Source organism: Rhodococcus sp. NPDC006774 (assembly GCF_040636045.1).
GTDB lineage: Bacteria > Actinomycetota > Actinomycetes > Mycobacteriales > Mycobacteriaceae > Rhodococcoides.
Map to the genome: position 1 here is coordinate 111,946 of NZ_JBEYIW010000005.1, position 18,265 is coordinate 130,210.

Consider the following 18,265-nt stretch of genomic DNA (forward strand, 5'->3'; position numbering starts at 1 on the left):
GTGAAACTGACGACCCCGAAGCTGACGAAACGCACTCATGCGCCGCACGATCCCGCCCGTCCCGAGGACGAGCGGTTGTCGATCGGCAGGTCGTATCTCTATGGATTGCAGCACATCCTGACGATGTACGGCGGCGTCATCGCACCACCCCTGATCGTCGGTGGCGCAGCGGGACTGACCGGCACCGAGATCGCCCTGTTGGTCTCGGCCGCATTGTTCGTCAGTGGAGCGGCCACCCTGCTGCAAACATTGGGAGTGCCGTATTTTGGTGCAAAACTTCCTTTGGTGCAGGGTATTTCGTTCGCGTCGGTGTCGACGATGGTGGCGATAGCGAGCGGGCCGGGCGGACTGAACTCGGTGTTCGGTGCCATCATCGCCGCCGGTGCCATCGGCATCCTCATCACCCCGTTCTTCAGCAAGATCGTGCGCTTCTTCCCACCGGTGGTGACCGGCACGATCATCACCGTCATCGGCATCTCGCTACTGCCCGTTGCGGTTCGGTGGGCGATGGGCGGTGATCAGCAGGCCACCGACTGGGGCTCGATGTCCAACATCGGGCTCGCGGCGTTCAGCCTCGTGGTGGTGCTGCTCGTCAGCCGACTGGTGCAGGGCACGCTCTCGCGGCTGTCGATTCTGATCGGCATCATCGTCGGCACCCTGTTCGCGGTCCTCGTCGGCAAGGCCGACTTCTCCGGTGTGAGCGACGGTGCCATCTTCAGCTTCCCCGAGCCGTTCGCATTCGGAGCGCCGACGTTCCAGGTGGCGGCCATCATGTCGATGGTCGTTGTCATCCTGGTGATCATGACCGAGACCACCGCGGACATCCTGGCCGTCGGCGAGATCGTCGGCACCGACGTCGATGCGCGACGCGTCGGCGACGGGCTGCGCGCAGACATGGTGGCCACCACCATCGCTCCCGTGTTCGGCACCTTCCCGGCCAGTGCGTTCGCCCAGAACGTCGGCCTGGTGGCCGTCACCGGAATCAAGAGTCGCTACGTCGTCGCGGCCGGCGGCTCGGTGCTGCTGTTCCTCGGCCTCTTTCCCATCCTCGGGCTGGTGGTGGCATCGGTTCCGCTGCCGGTGCTCGGCGGGGCAGGCATCGTGCTGTTCGGCTCGGTGGCCGCCAGCGGCATCAGGACGCTCTCCAAGGTGGAGTTCGACGGCAACCTCAACCTCGTCATCGTGGCGGTGGCGATCGGGTTCGGTGTCATTCCCATCGCGGTGCCGGGCTTCTACGCCGCGTTCCCCGACTGGGTACACGTGGTGCTCGACTCGGGCATCAGTGCCGCGAGCATCGTTGCCGTCGTACTGAACATCCTGTTCAACGTCGTCACGATCGGCCAGAAACCCTCGCCCTCGGTGGTGACCGCTGCACCACCGGTGGCGACTCGGCATCACCAGTAGTGTTCTATCGAGATCGGTAGGAGCTACGAGCATGCGAGGTGGGACTGTGGCGGCAGGTGGCGGGGTGCAGTCCGTGGAGCGCGCGTTCGAGCTGCTCGACATCATGGCCGCCTCGGGAGGATCCATCGGGATCAGCGAACTGGCCGAGGGTACCGATCTGCCGATGCCGACAGTGCACCGACTGATCGGGACCCTGGTGTCTCTCGGCTACGTCAGGCGACTGCCGTCCCGTCGATACGCATTGGGCACCAAACTCATTCGCCTGGGTGACAGCGCAAGCAAGCTGATCGGCGGATGGGCGAAGCCGTACCTCGCCGAGCTGGTCCGGATAACCCACGAGACGTCGAACATGGCCTTCCTCGAGGACGACATGGCGGTCTACGTCGCGCAGGTGCCGTCCGAACACGCGATGCGGATGTTCAACGAGGTGGGCCAGCGCGTCCTGCCGCATTCCACCGGCGTCGGCAAGGCACTGCTGTCGCAGTTGGACGACGACGCCGTCCGCGCCATAGTCGGCAGGCTCGGCATGGCCCCTCGTACCGTCAACACCATCACTACCCTCGACGCGCTGCTGGCGGACCTCGCGACGATCCGCGAACGCGGCTACGCCATCGACGACGGTGAGCAGGAGGTGGGAGTGCGCTGCTTCGCCGTACCGGTGCTCGGTGCGCCGACGCTCACAGCGATGTCCATCGCCGGGCCCACCGCCCGGGTCACGCTGGAGTCGGCCGAGCAGTTCGTACCCCTGCTGATCTCGGCCGCCGAGCGACTGGCGAAAGACCTGGCGGGCAACGTTCCAGCGCCCTAATCCTTCAATACTCGCGCGTCGCGAGCGAAGGACTCGACCTGCTCGGTCAACCACACGTGCGCCGGAACCGCTCCGCCGAGTAGTTCGCGGGCCAACGACGGGGAATCCCCGATCGGCACGTCGCTGCCGGCGATGATGATGTTGCCGTAGCGCCTGCCTTTGAGCATCGCCGGATCGGCGACGATCGCCAGATGCGGAAAGACGCTGCGAAGAGTCGCCGCCTCCTGCTTCGCGAGCGAGAGATCGCGTCGGTCACCGCAATTGACGACGTACATGCCGCCGGGCGAGAGGACGCGTCGAACATGCGCGGTGAACTCGGCAGTCAGTAGCGGCTCCGGAGTGACCGCTCCCGCGAACACATCTCGCACGATCAGGTCCCGACTGTTCTCGTTGAGCGTCTCGGTGACAGCCCGTGCCTCACCGACGCGGATGCGGAGCAACGGTGCACGCGGTAGGTCGAACCACTCGCGCACCAGCTCCGAGAGCTTGCCGTCGAGCTCCACCACCACCTGACGTGCACCGGGGAATTCGGCGGTGAACGAGCGGGCCAGCGTGCAGGCCCCGCCCCCGAGATGCAGCGCCCGCAATGGAAAGCTCGAATCCCACTGCGCTCGAACCAGTCCCGAGATCCACCGCATGTACTCGAACTCGAGCACGGTGGGGTCGTTCATGTCGATGTGCGAACTGGGGACGTCGTTGACGTTGACGACCCAGCCGTCGTCGGAGAATGTGTCACGGACCAATTCACAGGTACCCGAATCGATTTCGAACAGACCGGGCTTCAGGCCCCCGGCGGACTCCCGCTTCCTACCCATGGGAGTCCTCGAGCCGGAAGTCCTCGAAATCGAATCCCGGGGTGACGGTGCAGCTGACCAGACTCGGCTCGTCGCCCATCGGACGCGCCCGCTGCCACACCGACGGTGGCACGATCTGCTGCGGCGACTGCGGTCCGACCAGCAGCGAGGTCACGGTGCCCGGCTCGTCGCCGGCCCCACCGAGGTCGAGCTGCACCGGACTACCGCGGTGATACAGCCACATCTCGGTGCCGCGGACGGTGTGCCACGCCGATTGTTGACCGGGCATGAGCAGGAACAGGATCGCCGTGCCTGCCGCCCGCGGGCCGGGATAACCGTCGGGCAGAGATGTCTGTGGGATCGTGACCTCGCTGCGCCAGGTCTCGCGGAACCACCCACCCTCGGGATGGGGTGCAAGGTCCAGGCTCAGGGCCCAGTCTGGCAGCGACGTCATGCACGCAACCCTAGTCAGTCCGTGGAGACCTGAACCCGGAACCTGTCGCGCTCGGTGTGCAGGCTCCACAGTTGCTCGGCGAGAGCCTCGGGGCTCTTCTTCGGATCCCTGCCGTCGATGGCACCACCGATGATCAACTGCGACACCTGGATTCCCTCCTCGGCCAACTCCTCGTTGAGCAGCTGCGCATAGGCTGCCTGGCCTGCGAAGGCGATGGACGTGCCGGTGACGGTGCGACCGGGCTTCACAGCAGAGCCGCCGTTGACGAACAGGATCGTGCCTTTGTTCTCGCCGAGGAATCTCATTCCCGGTAGCACCTGATGGACGGCAGCGATGGGTCCGTAGATCGAGAACTCGACCGGGCCGACCATGTCGGCCGGGGTGGTCTCGAGCACGGGCCGCATGAAGTCCTTCTGCGGAAGCGGGCTGTACTGCAGCACCTCGATGGGACCGAGCGTTTCGGTGACCTGCTCCAAGGCCGCGGCGATCGAGGCCGGGTCGCGCACATCGGCGACGAAGCCCTTCGCGGAGATACCGTCGGCAGCGAGCTGATCTGCGAGGACGTCGACACGAGCCTGGTTGCGGGAGATCAGGCCGACCGAGAAGCCCTGCGCGCCGAACTTGCGCGCCACTGCCGCTCCGAGACCTGCACCTGCTCCGACAATTGCTATGGAAGTCATGTCCCGTGCAAGGACCGACGATCGAAGACTATTCCGACGACCGTCTCGAGCAGGGCCTCCGCACTCCGGTGCAGCGCAGTGACATCTCCGGCCCAACCGAGCACGCGCACAGCGGCTGCGGCGATCCCCGCGGCGTCGGCGGTGGGGTCACCGCGCCCGTTCTCACGATCGGCCCGCGCATTCACCACGGTCTCCACCAGGCGAAACGGTAGGTCCTCGGTGCCAGGTCGGCACTCGGAACCGAGTTGAACGAGAGTGTCCGACGCGATAGCCGCATACAGGCTCATCAGCGTGTACCGATGGTCGCGAAAAGTCTCGAATCGCTCGCTGCGCAGCTCGGGCAGTAGGTACAGCGCTCCCAGATTCCAGGTGGACGCGGCGAGTTGCTCGGCGTCGAAGAAGGCGAGCGCGTACATCTGGGTTGCGGCATCGGCCGAGGCGCTGCGGATGCGCTGCGCGACGGCCAGCGGTGCATCGACGGTGCCGCTGAGGAGCGCGTCGAGGATGTCGTCCTTGGTGGCGAAGTGGTGATAGAGCGAGGCCTGACGCAGTCCGACGGCGTCGGCGATGACGCGAGTCGACGTACTGGTGAAGCCGCGGGTGGTGAAGAGCTCGGCCGAGGCGTCCAGAATTTCCTCGCGAGCGGTGTCGCCGGGCCGTTTCTTCGTGCTCAGCCTGGGTCTGCCTGCGCCGGTCATGGCCTCATCTTGTCAGGTCGACGTGTCGGTGAGATTTCTGTCATCTGATCGAAATAGACGAAACGAGCTTGTTGCACGACGGTCACCGCCCGGGAACGGCGGTGCCGAAAACTATCAACTGACAGAAACCCGCCTCGGCGATGCAGCGGGCGGTCACTCACCACCCACCTCGCCTGTAGGAGAGAACATGAGCTCGACAACACTGCCGGCCCCCGGCGCGGGTTCGGAACCGTCGTCCACCACCGACCATTCGGATCTGGCGGCCCTCGGCTACGACCAGCAACTGCACCGCAGCCTCGGCAAGTACGCGTCGTTCGCCGCCGGCTTCTCGTTCGTCTCGATCCTCACCACCATCTTCCAGCTCTTCGGCCTCGGCTTCAGCTTCGGCGGCCCGGCCTTCTTCCTCACCTGGCCGCTGGTGTTTCTCGGTCAGTTCATGGTGGCCCTCAACTTCGCCGAACTCGCTGCCCGCTATCCCATCTCGGGCGCGATCTACCACTGGTCGCGGCGTATGGGCGGAGAGTTGGTCGGGTGGTTCGCCGGCTGGTTCATGATCATCGCGCAGATCGTCACTGCCTCCGCCGCCGCCATCGCACTGCAGGTCGTACTCCCCAGCATCTGGGGCGGCTTCCAGTTCATCGGTGAGGACACCGCACTCACCTCGTCGAGCGGAGCTGCGAATGCCGTTGTGCTCGGATCGATTCTGCTGGTACTCACCACCACCATCAACTGCATCGGCGTCAACTGGATGTCGCGCATCAACAGCATCGGCGTGACCTGCGAGATCGTCGGCGTCATCGCCCTCGTCCTGGTGTTCTTCACCCACGCCGAGCGCGGACCGCAGGTCGTCTTCGATACCGGAAGCGCCGGAGCAGATCCCGGCTACATCGGTGCCTGGATCGTCTCGGGCCTGATGGCCGCCTACGTCATGGTCGGCTTCGGCTCGGCAGGCGAACTCGCCGAGGAGACCCGCAATCCCCGACGCGTCGCGCCCCGCACCATCCGCCTGGCCCTCTCTGCATCGGCATTGGGCGGTGGCCTGATGATCGTCGGCGCTCTGATGGCCGCACCCAGCCTCACCGATGGTCAGCTTGCGACGCAGGGACTTCCGTACGTCATCGACTCGATCCTCACCTCGCCGTGGGGCAAGGTCCTACTCATCGACGTTGCGATCGCCGTGTTCATCTGCACCCTCGCGATCCAGACCGCGGCATCTCGGTTGATGTTCTCCATGGCCCGCGACGGTCGCCTGCCCGCCTCGACAGCGCTGGCGAAGGTGAACTCGCGCACCGGAACTCCCATCGCACCGTCGGTGCTCATCGGTCTGGCCTGCGTGGCGATCCTGGCCGTCAACGTCGGCAACTCCGCGATCTTCACCACGCTCTCCAGCGTCTGCATCGTGTTGATCTACCTCGCCTACATGATGGTGACCGTCCCACTGCTGATCCAGCGACTCAAGGGCTGGCCGCACGGCGGAGTGCAGAAGGACAGCGACGGCGAGAAGCTCTTCACCCTCGGACGCCTCGGCCTGCCGGTCAACATCGCCGCAGTTCTCTACGGCGGCCTGATGGTGATCAACCTGTCGTGGCCGCGGGCCGAGATCTTCGACCCCACCGGCGAATTCCCACTGCTGCGATGGGCCGCACCACTGACCGTCCTCGCCGTGATCGTGGTCGGCATCGCCTGCCTGCCCCGCGGCAAAGTCCACCCCAAGCCCGTGACGATCGGAGCCTGAACCATGAGCACCGCAACAACGTATTCCGCCAAGGAACACGCACGATCCCAAGCGACCGTCGCGCCGGCACCCACTGCACCGGCGGGCATCTCGGAGCTCACGTGGGCCGAGTCGGTACCCGGCGGCAGCTACACCACCAAGGTGCTCGCTCGCGGAACCCGGCTACGCCTCGTCGATGTCGACGGTGCCGCCTGCGCCAATCTGCTGCTCTACCGCGCCGACGCCCCGTGGGAGCGACTCAACACCGCCGACACCGTCAAGGTTCCGTGGCAGGCCTACCTGAGTGCAGGCCACCCCCTGCTCTCGGACCAGGGCCGCGTGCTGGCGACCATCGTCGACGACACCTCCGGTCGCCACGACGCACTGTGCGGCACGACGTCCTCGGCGACCAACACCGCGAAATACGGAGTCAGCGGACCACATTCGTCGGCTCCGGCCGGACGCGAACTGTTCACCCTCGCCGCAGCCAAGCACGGGCTCGAACCACGCGACGTCGCGCCGTCCCTGTCGTTCTTCCACGGCGTCACCGTCGCCGCGGACGGGGGCCTCGTCAGCACCGGCTCGGCCGGACCGGGCCGCTCGGTGGACCTGCTCATCCACCTGCCGGTGATCGTGTTGCTGGCCAACACCGCTCACCCACTGGACCCCAGCCCCGAGTACCCCACCACCACCCTCGACGTGCTGGCGTGGCGTGCCCCGGAAGAGCTACTCGCCCTCGACAACACCGAACCGGAATACCAGCGCGCAGTGCAGAACACCGAGGACGCATGGAAGGCAGCACAGTGACTACCAGTGCAGTGATTGTGAAAGACGAGATCGCCCCCGCATTCGGCCCCTGGTCCGCCGTCGTCGAGGCCGGTGACATCCTGACGATCGTCGATCTGTACGGCAATCAGGCCGTCGACACACTGATGTACGGCGCACACGATCACTCGATCCGATACTCGGCCCCCGCCACCGTCGCCGCGCAGCGGAACCTGTTCCTGACCACCGGAACCGTTCTACGCAGCGATGATTCGACGCCGATCATGACGATCGTCGAGGACGAGGTCGGCAACCACGACACCGTCGGAGGAGCGTGCTCCAAGGAATCGAACACCCTCCGCTACGGCCACCACACCCAGCATCAACACGCGTGTGTCGAGAACTTCCTCATCGAGGGATCCAAGTGGGGACTCGGCAAGCGAGACCTGGTGCCCAACATCAACTTCTTCATGAACGTCCCCGTCGACGCCGACGGCACCCTCGGCATCGTCGACGGTCTGTCGGCTCCCGGCAAGAAGCTGTCGTTGCGTGCCGAGATCGACACGCTGGTGCTGGTGTCCAACTGCCCGCAGATCAACAACCCCTGCAACGGATTCGACCCCACCGCAGTGCGCATGATCGTGACGCGATCATGACCGCGACCAAGATGACCGTGCACCGGCCCGGGATGCTCACCACGGTGCAGGACTGGCCAGGACGCATCGGCTACTGGAAGGTGGGCGTGCCGCCGTCGGGGCCGATGGACGATCTGTCGTTCCGGCTCGGCAACACCGCGCTCGGCAATCCCGAGGGCGCACCCGGCCTCGAATCCACCATGGCCGGGCCTGCATTGACGTTCGACGCCGACACCTACGTCTGCGTCACCGGTGCTGCGGTACCGGTACACATCGACGGCACACCGGTCCCGCAGTGGAAACCCGTTCTGGTACCCGCCGGTGCCACCCTCGATGTCGGCACCACCACCGGGTCGGGTCTACGGGTGTACGTGCTGATCCAGGGCAGCCTCGACGTCGACGACTACCTCGGCAGCGCAGCGACTTTCACGCTCGGCAAGTTCGGCGGACATCGAGGCGGCACACTCGGTGAGGGCGACGTCATCGGCCTGGCCGGACGCTCCGACAATTCCGCCGTCCTCGGGCCCATCCCCATGGAACACCTGCCGGTCCTGACGTCCAACTGGGACATCGCCGTGACCGAAGGCCCACACGGCGCACCGGAGTTCTTCACCCGCGACGACATCGACACCCTCTACGCCACCCGCTACGAGGTGCACTTCAACTCCGATCGCACCGGAGTCCGGCTCATCGGGCCCAAGCCGCAGTGGGCCAGAGCCGACGGCGGCGAGGCCGGACTGCACCCGTCCAACATTCACGACAACGCCTACAGCGTCGGCGCATTGGACTTCACCGGCGACACCCCGATCCTGCTCGGACCCGACGGCCCGAGCCTCGGCGGATTCGTCTGTCCCGTCACCGTGGTCGCAGCCGAACGGTGGAAGCTCGGCCAACTGCGACCGGGGGACACCATCCGCTTCGTTCCCGTGAAGGCCGCGGCCACCGCGCCGCTGGGATCACTCGGGCTCGCTCGCCGCGCATCGCTGCCCGCAGTGTTCTCCGCAGGCGGAGACGGTGACGACGGCGTCATCGCCCGACGCGACGCCGACACGTGCGTCACCTACCGCCGCTCGGGCGACGACAACGTACTCGTCGAATACGGCGACATGAAGCTCGACCTGGCCCTACGAGCTCGAGTGCACGCACTGCACCAGCGGGTCGAGGCCCTCGCACCGCGCGGTCTGGTGGACCTGACCCCCGGCATCCGCTCGTTGCAGGTGAAGGTGAATCCCGATGTGCTGTCCATCGATTCGTTGATGGGCCTGCTGTCCGAGGTCGAGGACGATCTTCCCGCAGCCTCGGAACTCGTGGTTCCCAGCCGCCAGGTTCGGCTCCCGCTGTCGTGGGACGACCCCTCGACCCGGGAAGCCATCCAGCGGTACATGCACGGCGTGCGTGCCGATGCGCCATGGTGTCCCTGGAACATCGAGTTCATCCGACGCATGAACGGACTCGACTCGGTGGCCGACGTGTTCGACACCGTCTTCGCCGCCGACTACATGGTGCTCGGGCTCGGCGACGTGTACCTGGGCGCGCCGGTGGCGACCCCGTTGGACCCGCGGCACCGCCTGGTGACGACGAAGTACAACCCGGCCCGCACCTGGACGCCGGAAAATGCCGTCGGTATCGGCGGAGCGTACCTGTGTATCTACGGTATGGAAGGCCCCGGTGGATACCAGTTCGTCGGCCGAACCACGCAGGTGTGGAACCACAGTGCCGCGTACAGCGGCGGGCCGTTCGAGGAAGGAACGCCGTGGCTGTTGCGGTTCTTCGACCGAATCTCCTGGTACCCGGTCGAACCCGAGGAGCTGATGGACCTGCGCGCCGATCTGGCGGCCGGCCGCGGCGGCGGAGTGGACATCACCGACGGTGAGTTCTCACTGGCCGAGCACGAGAACTTCCTGGAGACCAACGCGGACTCCATCGCCGAGTTCCGCGCGAGACAAGCCGTCGCCTTCGGTGCCGAGCGCGACGCATGGTCGGCAGCAGGCGAATTCGATACGACGAAGGGCAGAACCGATGCAGCCTGAGGTACGAGAACGAGTTCTGCAGGCCTACAAGCGGATCGCCGAGGTCGATCGGCCCGCGGTGTGGATCACCCTGCGCGACGAGGACGACGTGCTGGCCGACGCCGTCGCACTCGACGAGGCAATCGCGGCCGGTGCGGATCTGCCGCTCGCGGGCACACTGGTCGCCGTCAAGGACAACATCGACGTGGCCGGTCTACCCACCACCGCAGCATGTCCCGAGTTCGCCTACACACCCGAGGTATCCGCCGTCGCCATCGAGCGACTGACAAGCCAGGGCGCACTGGTCCTGGGCAAGACCAATCTCGACCAGTTCGCCACCGGACTGGTCGGCACCCGCAGCCCCTACGGCGCGGTGCGCTGCGCCTGGGACCCAACACTGATCTCGGGAGGCTCGAGTTCCGGCTCCGCCGTCGCGGTGGCACTGGGTATCGCGGACATCGGAATCGGCACCGACACAGCAGGATCAGGACGAGTTCCTGCAGCCTTCCACGGCCTGGTGGGTATCAAGGCCTCACTGGGAATCGTGCCGAACACCGGCGTCGTTCCTGCGTGCGCCGACTACGACTGCGTCACCGTGCTGGCTCACGCTCTCGACACTGCTACGGCCGCGATGAACGTCATGGCCGGGCCCACCGCAACCGATCCACGCAGCCGGGCCTGGCCTGCCGACGTCCGGCTCGCCGCGTCACCGGATCCCCGCGTTGCCATCCCCCGAGGTGAGGACTTGGCGTCGTTGAGCCCGGCATACCGTCGAGCATTCGAGGACACGGTCGCGGGACTGGCCGACAAGGGGTTCACCCACGTCGAGGTCGACATCTCCGCCCTGCTCGACGCTGCAACACTGCTGTACGACGGAGCGATCGTGGCGCAGCGCTATTCGGCCCTCGGAGAGTTTCTCGCCACCGGTCCTGCCGGTGCCGATCCCACGGTGGCCGCGATCGTCGGCTCGGCTGCCGAGCCGTCCGCCCACCGATACGTCGACGATCTCGATGCCCTCGCGCGAGCGAAGACAGCGGTCCGTACGCTCCTGAGCGAGTTCGACGGCCTGCTGTTACCCACCACCACCGAACATCCCACTATCGCTGCGGTGCAGTCGGATCCGATGAGCATCAATCGACGCCTCGGCACGTTCACCAACTTCTGCAACCTGCTCGACATGGCCGCGGTGGCGGTTCCCGGTGCCCCGACGCACGAGGGCACCCCGTTCGGGGTCATGTTCGTCGTGCCCGCATTCGAGGATCAGGTCGCGATCGACCTCGCTGCTCGACTGGCAGGCACAGCCTCACCGTCGTTGATCGACGACGGCATCGAGGTGTTGGCCGTCGGTGCCCATCTGCGCGGTTTTCCGGTGCATCACCAATTGACCGATCGCGGTGCACGGTTCAGCGGCGAGGTGACGACCACGGCGGACTACCGGCTGGTGGATCTGCACACCACCCCGCCCAAGCCCGGTCTGGTACGGCGCGCGGGTGACGGCGCTCCCATCTCCGGGGAGCTCTACCGCATGTCCGCTGCGGCGCTCGGCACGTTCCTCGCCGGGCTACCGTCACCGATGGGTCTGGGTCCGGTCGAGTTGTCGGACGGTCGCTGGGTGACCGGGTTCTGCTGCGCACACGACGCGGCCGAGACCGGAACCGACATCACCGAATTCGGCGGCTGGCGGGCCTACCGCTCACGCGGAGACGGGCCTGCTGCCGTCGGTGGCGACACGCACCGCAAGTAGTCCGAGCACCGTACCCATGAGATAGCGCTGCACTCTCAGCCACGTCGGGCGAATGGCCAGGAACTGCGCGATCGAACCGGCGAGCACCACGATCGCCAGGTTGACCGCCACCGCCACCGCGATCTGCACGCCGCCGAGCGTGAATCCCTGCAGCAGAAGGTGCCCGGCCGTGGGATCGACGAACTGCGGGATGACCGAGATGTACATGATCGCGATCTTCGGGTTCAGCAGGTTGGTCACCAATCCCATCGTGAACAGACGCCGAGTCGAATCGTGTTGCAGCTCGGTCGGTTCGAATGCCGACACCGTGCCGCGCAAGGCCTGCACCGCCAACCAGGCGAGGTAGGCCGCGCCGGCGAGCTTGACCGCCGTGTACAGCGCGGGCACGGCGGTGAACACCGCGGCCAGGCCGAGATTGGTGGCCGTCAGATAGATCAGGAAGCCGATCGCGACTCCGGAAAGCGACACCATTCCCGCTCGTCGGCCCTGCGAAATGCTGCGCGAGACAAGGTAGATCATGTTCGGCCCCGGCGTCAGCACCAACGCGAGGGCCACAGCGAACACTCCGAGAACTGCGGAATACGAGACCATGCGGTCAAGACTTCACGTCGACCGGCCCGCCTGAGAAGAGCCAGTTACGGTTTTGTGGTTCCTATCCGGCACGCACTGCAGAGGCCACCGTATCGGCGATGGCTGCCATCCCCGCCGCCGTCGGGTGCAGCGGCGCAGCGGGATTCTGCGGGACGACGCCCTCGAAATACCGCTGGTCCGGAGCCACGCACACATCGTGGCCGACACTCGACGGCTCGGTGTCGACGAACTCCGCTCCATGCTCGTTCGCCTGCGTCCGCAGGGCCTCGTTCATGGCGGTGATGCTGCCCTGGATGTAGTCGGCGTCCTCGGGCAGCATGGGTTGAGTGGGGAAGCAGCCACCGCTCGGCAGATAGGTGCCGTAGCCGACAACCAGGATCCGCGCGTCGGGCGCACGCTCGGACACCGCGTCGAGCATCGCACCCCAGCTGGGGGCCTTGTCTGCAATGGCAGCGGCGACGGTGTCCACGCCACCTGCGGTGAGGCGGTCCTTGCAGACGTTGGTGGCGGAGGTGTCCGCGAAGGTGAGGCACTGCACGGCCGTCGAGACCAGCCCGATGTCGTTGCCGCCGATCGTGACGGTCACCAGATCGGTCTCGGGGGTCACTGCGTCGAGTTGCAGCGGAACCTCGCCACTGGACGTTCCCTGCGGAGTGGAGACGATGTTCTCGGTGACGGCACCCGAGCAGGTGACGTCGACGAAAGAACCGACGGCCAGATCCTCGGCGAGTACGTGCGGGTAGTTGGCGTCGGACTGCTGGCATCCCGGTGCGCCGACCTGGTTGGGGATTCGCGGGCCCGATGCGGCCGAGTCACCCAACGCGACGTAGTTCGCCGAAGCCGGGGCTTCCGACGGCCGAGCAGGCGATTCCGGCACCGACGAGTCCGACGAACAGCCCGCCAGTACACAGGCGGACACAGCAAGACCGACGAGAATTCCCTGGCTCCTCACAGCTTCGACGCTACAGCTGCCGGTAGCCTCGACCTGGTTGTCCAGGACAGAACGTCCATCGCATCGAACAGAGGAATTACATGATCACCGCGTTCATCAACCAGATCCTCAGCGGCTTCGGCTCCATTTCCGCTGGCAGCAGCGGCTTCGAGCTGGCACCGGGAACGCTGCCCTTCGGGCTGTAGAGACCGCCGGAACACCCGCCCGCGCGGGGCCGACGATTGCTTCGGTTCCGCGCGGGTACCCCGGAGTCATGACTACCCACAACAACGACTCGAAGAACGACGACACTGCCCCCGCCGCCAAGGAAGACGTGACGTCTGATCCGGCCGCAGCGGCGGAAGACAACGATTGGTCGAGCGAAGGCGGAGCGATCGAAACCGGTCCCGCGACCGACGACGAGCGAACCGACAGCAACTAGCCGATCAGACGGCGGGGAGCGGCCCGCAGCGTGCGGACGTCGCCGTCGGCGACGATGTGTTCCACCGTCTCACCTCGGGTGAGCATCGACTCGTCGACGGTGAAGTTCACGCGAGCGTCACCGAGCCAATCGATTCCGACGACGATTCCCACGGTCCCTTTGGGAATTCCGCTGCGCCATCGCACATGTCCCAGGTTGCGGACCGTGATCACGGTCTCGCCGATCTCGAAGTGCCCCACATGCCCCCCCGGCTCGATTCTTACCGACCAGTAGACCTCGAGTGAACGCCCTGTTCAAGCGGTAGATCCGCGCTTACATCGACCTCTGGCAGCCTCGACGCCAGTCGGCACGATCACAATTCGGCGAATGGCCGAATCTGCGCCTTCAACCCCAGCACGCGGTATTTTTCGCTTCGACCATTTGCTGCAATGGCAAGATTTCTTGCCAATTATTGGCCTCTGCCGGACACTCTCCACATGACTACAGACACCGATCGACACACTCAGGTCGACGCGATCATCGTCGGCGGCGGAGTCGCCGGACTCAGCGCCGCCGTGGCCCTCGGCCGTTCCCGACGATCCGTCGCGATCATCGACGCGGGCGATCCCCGCAACGCACCGGCAGCGCATTCCCACAACTACCTCACCCGCGACGGGGAGTCGCCTCTCGAGCTGGTTCGACTCGGCCGAGACGAAGCGCGGCACTACGGCGTACGCATCGTCGAGGGCGTCGCCGCATCCGCGAGTCGAACCGACACCGGGTTCGAGGTGACTCTCGCCGACGGTTCCGTCGTACGCGGCCGCCGCCTCCTGGTCACCACCGGCCTCACCGATGTTCTTCCGGACATCCCCGGCCTCGCCGATCGGTGGGGGCGCGATGTATTGCACTGCCCGTACTGCCATGGCTGGGAGGTACGCGATCGCAGGATCGGAATCATCGGCAGCGCCATGGTCGGACACCAGGCACTGATGTGGCGTCAGCTCACCGAGCACGTCACGGTGTTCGCGCACACGGCACCGACACTGGCCGAAGAGGACCTCGCGCGACTCGCCGCACGTGGCATCGAGGTCGTCGGCGAGGAGATCGCTCGGGTCGATGTCGACAGCGACGCGATCGTGGGAGTGACACTCGCGAGCGGCACGCAGATCCCGCTCGACGCGTTGGTCGTAGGACCCAACTTCACCTCGCGCGCGGACATCCTGATGTCGCTGGGGCTGGCCACGACCGAGATGGTCATGAACGACCACGTCCTCGGCACGTACGTCGAGGCCGATCCCGTCGGTGCTACATCCGTTCCCGGAGTGTGGGTTGCAGGCAACGTGTCTGCACCGATGGACACCGTTGTGGCGGCGTCCGCGGCTGGAGTCAAGGCCGGCGCTGCGATCAACGGTGACCTGATCGAGGAGGATGTCCGCATCGCTCTCGAACGGGCGAAGGCCATCGATTCCTAGATACCGAGCGCCGCCGCCAGCCCCTCTTCGACGGTGTCCTTGCGGACGCCGAGCGAGGCGAGCGTGGCGTCCTCGTTCTCCAACAGTGCCAGCAGAATGTGCTCGGTACCGACGTAGTTGTGCCCCAGCCGAAGCGCCTCACGGAAAGTCAGTTCCAGCACCTTCTTGGCACCGGCGTCGAACGGCACGAGATCGGGTACGGGGTCGGTCGGTTCCGGCAGCGTCGCCGTCACCGCAGAACGGATCTGCTCGGGCGTGAGGCCCTGCGCGCCCAGCAGTTTCGCTGCGAATCCCTCGGGTTCGCCGAGCAGACCGAGGATCAGATGCCCGGTGGTGATGCAGTCGTTGGCAGTGGCCCGAGCCTCGTTCTGCGCTCCGACCACCACGTTGCGCGCCCGTGGAGTGAAGCGCGAGAAGCCCTGACTGGCATCGAGATCGGCGGGATCGGCGCCGCCCTTCGCAACGAAGCGCTTCTGCACCGCCTGCTTGCTGACTCCCATGGATGCTCCGATCGCAGTCCAGGACGCCCCTGAGCGGCGGGCTCGATCGACGAAATGCCCGATCAGATGGTCGGCGACCTCGCCGAGGGAATCGGCCGCGATCACCGCACCCGAGAGTTGGTCGAGCGCATCGGTGTGCACTTTCTCGATGGCGTCGATGAGATCGTCGAGACGGACGGGGTTCGTCATCTTCAGTGGTTGCGTCATGCGTCAACTGTAGGTTGACGATGCGCAGCCGTCAACCCTCGGTTGACGATACTGTGCCGTTGCAACATCTGTTGAACTTCTTCACCGGCGGCGTCGAACTTCGGCCCCGTGTGCGCTGCGCAAAGACGTATATTCACCCGTGGAGGCGTCGCGAACAGCCATGCGAACGCCACGAGCGAGAAGGAAGTAGGTCCTTCGATGAACACGAAGGTCGCTGCGCCCTTCCCCATGCACACCAGACGAACCGCGGGTCTGGTGGCAGTGGTCGTCGTCGCGAGCACCGTCTTCGTTCTCGGCGACGCCGGAGTGCGGGCCGGTGTCCTCGCCACCGTTGCCGTCGGATCGGTACTCACCATCAGCGCCGCGATCCGCAGATACCGTCCCGACGACTCTCGATGCTGGTGGGCACTGTTCGGTGCCTCGGTGCTGTTCATGTTCGGGGTCTCGCTCCGCAGCGATCCCACCGCACTGAATCACTCGTTCCCGCTGCTGCCGGATCTGTTCACACTGACCGGGTACGCCCTCGTCGGGTACGCACTCTCGCGGTGGATCCGAGATCGGCAGTCGATCGACGACATCACTCCACTCGTCGACGCCGGCCTGATCTTCCTCGGCACCCTCTTCCTGTCGTGGTTGCTGTTCATCTCACCGGCCCTCGAATCTCCTCGTTCCTCGGCATCGACGGTGGTCAACGGGCTGTATCCGGCGATAGACGCAGCACTGATCACCCTGACCACCTACCTACTGTTCTCGTCCAAGCCCCGTACCCCAGCGCTGCAGTGGGCCTTGATCGCACTCGTCGCGACACTCGTCGGCGACATCTCGTACGCATTCGCTGCCACCACCGACGACGCGCCGTCCTCGGGATTGCTCGACGGCATCTACCTGTTCGCGTATCTCTCCCTGGCGATGGCGGCCCTCGATCCGTCGATGCGCACCGTCTCCCAACGGCAGACTCCTGCACCGGCGCACAGCAGCCGCCGCGTCGTGTTCGTGGTGACACTGCTGGTCGTCTGTGCCACGGTGCCACTGCTGGGCTCGGCCGTGTCCACCGGAGATCTGATCGTCCGGTCCCTGTTGCTCGCGTCGATCCTGGTGGGTGCCTTCCTGCGCGGCGAACGCGCGCTGACCCGAGTGCAGGTCGGCGAGGAGCACGCGAAATATCTGGCCGCTCACGATCTGTTGACCGGCCTACCGAACCGCACGATGCTCGACGAGGAATTCACCCGGCTCGAGCGCAGCCAGACTCCGGGACGCACTTGCGTTCTGTTCGTCGACCTCGACAACTTCAAGATGGTCAACGACTCGTACGGTCACCGCGTCGGTGACGAACTCATCGTGGCCGCGGCACGACGCATCCGCGCCGCACTCGGTGCCGCCGACACCGTGGTCAGGTATGCCGGTGACGAGTTCGTCGTGCTGACCCGCCGCGATCGCGGCGGAGCAGAGGCGTTGGCCCGCCGCATCATCGATCGGACGAACGAACCGTTCCCCTGAGCGCCGCGACGGCATACGTCACGGCCTCGGTGGGGATCGCCGACGCGGACCGATTGCACGACGCCATCCGCGAGGCCGATACCGCGATGTATCACGCCAAGTCTCTCGGCGCGGCGCGCTACGCATTCTTCGACGAGTCCCTGCGTGCGCGAGCGACATCCGCGATCGAGACCGCCACCGCGCTGCGCGGCGCGATCAGACGCGGCGAACTCGAGGTGTACTACCAGCCGATCATCGAGACCGTCTCGCGCACCACCGTCGTCTACGAGGCGCTCGTGCGCTGGAACTGGCAGGGGCGAGTGCGTACCCCCAACGAGTTCGTCTCGATTGCCGAATCGACCAATCTCATCAAGGAAATCGGCGAATGGGTGCTGCGCACCGCGATGTCGGACCTGGTGACACTGCGGTCCAACGGGCAGGACGTCACCATGTCGGTGAACGTGTCCCCGATGCAATTGCGGGACGATTCGTTGCCGGTCATCGTCGGGCGACTGCTCGACACGTACGACCTCGACGGAGCGGATCTGGCCCTCGAGATCACCGAGAGCGTCCTGATCGACGACATGGGCACGGCGAAAAGCGTTCTCGACCGACTCGCCGCGATGGGTGTGCTCATCGTTCTCGACGACTTCGGCATCGGCTACTCCTCGCTGAGCAGGTTGCGCGCGATGCCGATCGCGCTGCTCAAGATCGACAAGTCCTTCGTCCACCAGATCGGCAGTTCGGAATCCGACACTCAGCTGATTCGCGCGATCGTCGCCATGGCGTCGGCGCTGCCGGTCGCGACGGTGGCCGAGGGCGTCGAGACCGAGGAACAGGCCGAGATCATCGAGGCTCTCGAATGCCGCTTCGCGCAGGGCTTTCTGTTCGGTAGACCTGCACCCGTCGCACACTGGCTTCTCGAATCTGCCGAGACCCGTGCCGGCAGGTGAGCCGGATGT

19 protein-coding genes are annotated in these 18,265 nt (G+C 65.8%); 11 read left to right on the plus strand and 8 right to left on the minus strand.

Annotated features, from left to right (window positions below):
• Positions 1–1,404, plus strand: coding sequence for a nucleobase:cation symporter-2 family protein (locus ABZ677_RS09790; protein WP_230596477.1), 1,404 nt, complete (start codon positions 1–3; stop codon positions 1,402–1,404).
• A gap of 31 nt (positions 1,405–1,435) precedes the next feature.
• Entirely contained in the window at positions 1,436–2,212 is a 777-nt protein-coding gene (locus ABZ677_RS09795; protein ID WP_052048054.1) for an IclR family transcriptional regulator, read from the plus strand.
• Here ABZ677_RS09795 and ABZ677_RS09800 read toward each other — a convergent pair.
• The 4 genes from ABZ677_RS09800 to ABZ677_RS09815 are packed head-to-tail and all read right to left on the minus strand — an operon-like array spanning position 2,209 to position 4,838.
• Positions 2,209–3,027, minus strand: a complete 819-nt coding sequence (locus ABZ677_RS09800) for a fused MFS/spermidine synthase (RefSeq protein ID WP_094634998.1) — start codon at positions 3,025–3,027, stop codon at positions 2,209–2,211. The genes ABZ677_RS09795 and ABZ677_RS09800 overlap by 4 nt on opposite strands.
• Entirely contained in the window at positions 3,020–3,460 is a 441-nt protein-coding gene (locus ABZ677_RS09805) for a cupin domain-containing protein (protein WP_037195086.1), read from the minus strand. The genes ABZ677_RS09800 and ABZ677_RS09805 overlap by 8 nt, the downstream gene beginning before the upstream one ends.
• 14 nt (positions 3,461–3,474) lie before the next feature.
• Positions 3,475–4,140: an SDR family NAD(P)-dependent oxidoreductase gene (locus ABZ677_RS09810; protein WP_358368789.1), complete on the minus strand. Its 666-nt coding sequence runs from the start codon at positions 4,138–4,140 to the stop codon at positions 3,475–3,477.
• Complete coding sequence (locus ABZ677_RS09815; protein ID WP_037195090.1) at positions 4,137–4,838, minus strand: TetR/AcrR family transcriptional regulator; 702 nt, start codon at positions 4,836–4,838, stop codon at positions 4,137–4,139. The genes ABZ677_RS09810 and ABZ677_RS09815 overlap by 4 nt, the downstream gene beginning before the upstream one ends.
• 187 nt (positions 4,839–5,025) lie before the next feature.
• Between ABZ677_RS09815 and ABZ677_RS09820 the strand changes: the two genes are divergently transcribed.
• From ABZ677_RS09820 to atzF, 5 genes are read left to right on the plus strand one after another with little or no spacing between them, the layout of a single operon-like run.
• Positions 5,026–6,573 carry an amino acid permease gene (locus ABZ677_RS09820; protein WP_037195092.1) on the plus strand — a complete coding sequence of 516 codons (1,548 nt, stop codon included), beginning with the start codon at positions 5,026–5,028 and terminating at the stop codon, positions 6,571–6,573.
• A gap of 3 nt (positions 6,574–6,576) precedes the next feature.
• On the plus strand, positions 6,577–7,359 hold the full coding sequence (locus ABZ677_RS09825; protein WP_094634993.1) for an urea amidolyase associated protein UAAP1: 783 nt from the start codon (positions 6,577–6,579) through the stop codon (positions 7,357–7,359).
• Positions 7,341–7,973, plus strand: coding sequence for an urea amidolyase associated protein UAAP2 (locus ABZ677_RS09830; RefSeq protein WP_170945820.1), 633 nt, complete (start codon positions 7,341–7,343; stop codon positions 7,971–7,973). The genes ABZ677_RS09825 and ABZ677_RS09830 overlap by 19 nt, the downstream gene beginning before the upstream one ends.
• A complete protein-coding gene (locus tag ABZ677_RS09835; RefSeq protein WP_358368794.1) occupies positions 7,970–9,982 on the plus strand; it encodes a 5-oxoprolinase/urea amidolyase family protein in 2,013 nt (670 codons plus the stop codon). Before ABZ677_RS09830 ends, ABZ677_RS09835 begins: the two co-directional genes overlap by 4 nt.
• A complete protein-coding gene (gene atzF, locus ABZ677_RS09840; RefSeq protein ID WP_358368797.1) occupies positions 9,972–11,705 on the plus strand; it encodes an allophanate hydrolase in 1,734 nt (577 codons plus the stop codon). The genes ABZ677_RS09835 and atzF overlap by 11 nt, the downstream gene beginning before the upstream one ends.
• Here the strand turns inward: atzF and ABZ677_RS09845 are convergent.
• Positions 11,655–12,296, minus strand: coding sequence for a LysE family translocator (locus ABZ677_RS09845; protein ID WP_358368799.1), 642 nt, complete (start codon positions 12,294–12,296; stop codon positions 11,655–11,657). The genes atzF and ABZ677_RS09845 overlap by 51 nt on opposite strands.
• Before the next feature lie 61 nt (positions 12,297–12,357).
• Complete coding sequence (locus tag ABZ677_RS09850) at positions 12,358–13,248, minus strand: SGNH/GDSL hydrolase family protein (RefSeq protein ID WP_358368802.1); 891 nt, start codon at positions 13,246–13,248, stop codon at positions 12,358–12,360.
• A gap of 253 nt (positions 13,249–13,501) precedes the next feature.
• Between ABZ677_RS09850 and ABZ677_RS09855 the strand changes: the two genes are divergently transcribed.
• Positions 13,502–13,669: a hypothetical protein gene (locus ABZ677_RS09855; RefSeq protein ID WP_170945821.1), complete on the plus strand. Its 168-nt coding sequence runs from the start codon at positions 13,502–13,504 to the stop codon at positions 13,667–13,669.
• Here ABZ677_RS09855 and ABZ677_RS09860 read toward each other — a convergent pair.
• Positions 13,666–13,908, minus strand: a complete 243-nt coding sequence (locus ABZ677_RS09860; RefSeq protein ID WP_230596480.1) for a hypothetical protein — start codon at positions 13,906–13,908, stop codon at positions 13,666–13,668. The genes ABZ677_RS09855 and ABZ677_RS09860 overlap by 4 nt on opposite strands.
• Positions 13,909–14,145: 237 nt before the next feature.
• Here ABZ677_RS09860 and ABZ677_RS09865 point away from each other — a divergent pair, with 237 nt between their 5' ends.
• Entirely contained in the window at positions 14,146–15,120 is a 975-nt protein-coding gene (locus ABZ677_RS09865) for an NAD(P)/FAD-dependent oxidoreductase (RefSeq protein WP_358368806.1), read from the plus strand.
• Here the strand turns inward: ABZ677_RS09865 and ABZ677_RS09870 are convergent.
• On the minus strand, positions 15,117–15,827 hold the full coding sequence (locus ABZ677_RS09870) for a Clp protease N-terminal domain-containing protein (protein ID WP_358368809.1): 711 nt from the start codon (positions 15,825–15,827) through the stop codon (positions 15,117–15,119). The two genes, ABZ677_RS09865 and ABZ677_RS09870, sit on opposite strands and share 4 nt — an antisense overlap.
• 198 nt (positions 15,828–16,025) lie before the next feature.
• Here ABZ677_RS09870 and ABZ677_RS09875 point away from each other — a divergent pair, with 198 nt between their 5' ends.
• Positions 16,026–17,324, plus strand: a complete 1,299-nt coding sequence (locus ABZ677_RS09875) for a GGDEF domain-containing protein (RefSeq protein WP_358368812.1) — start codon at positions 16,026–16,028, stop codon at positions 17,322–17,324.
• A 29-nt stretch (positions 17,325–17,353) separates the two neighbouring features.
• Positions 17,354–18,256: a GGDEF domain-containing phosphodiesterase gene (locus ABZ677_RS09880; RefSeq protein WP_358368815.1), complete on the plus strand. Its 903-nt coding sequence runs from the start codon at positions 17,354–17,356 to the stop codon at positions 18,254–18,256.
• Positions 18,257–18,265 lie beyond the last annotated feature (9 nt).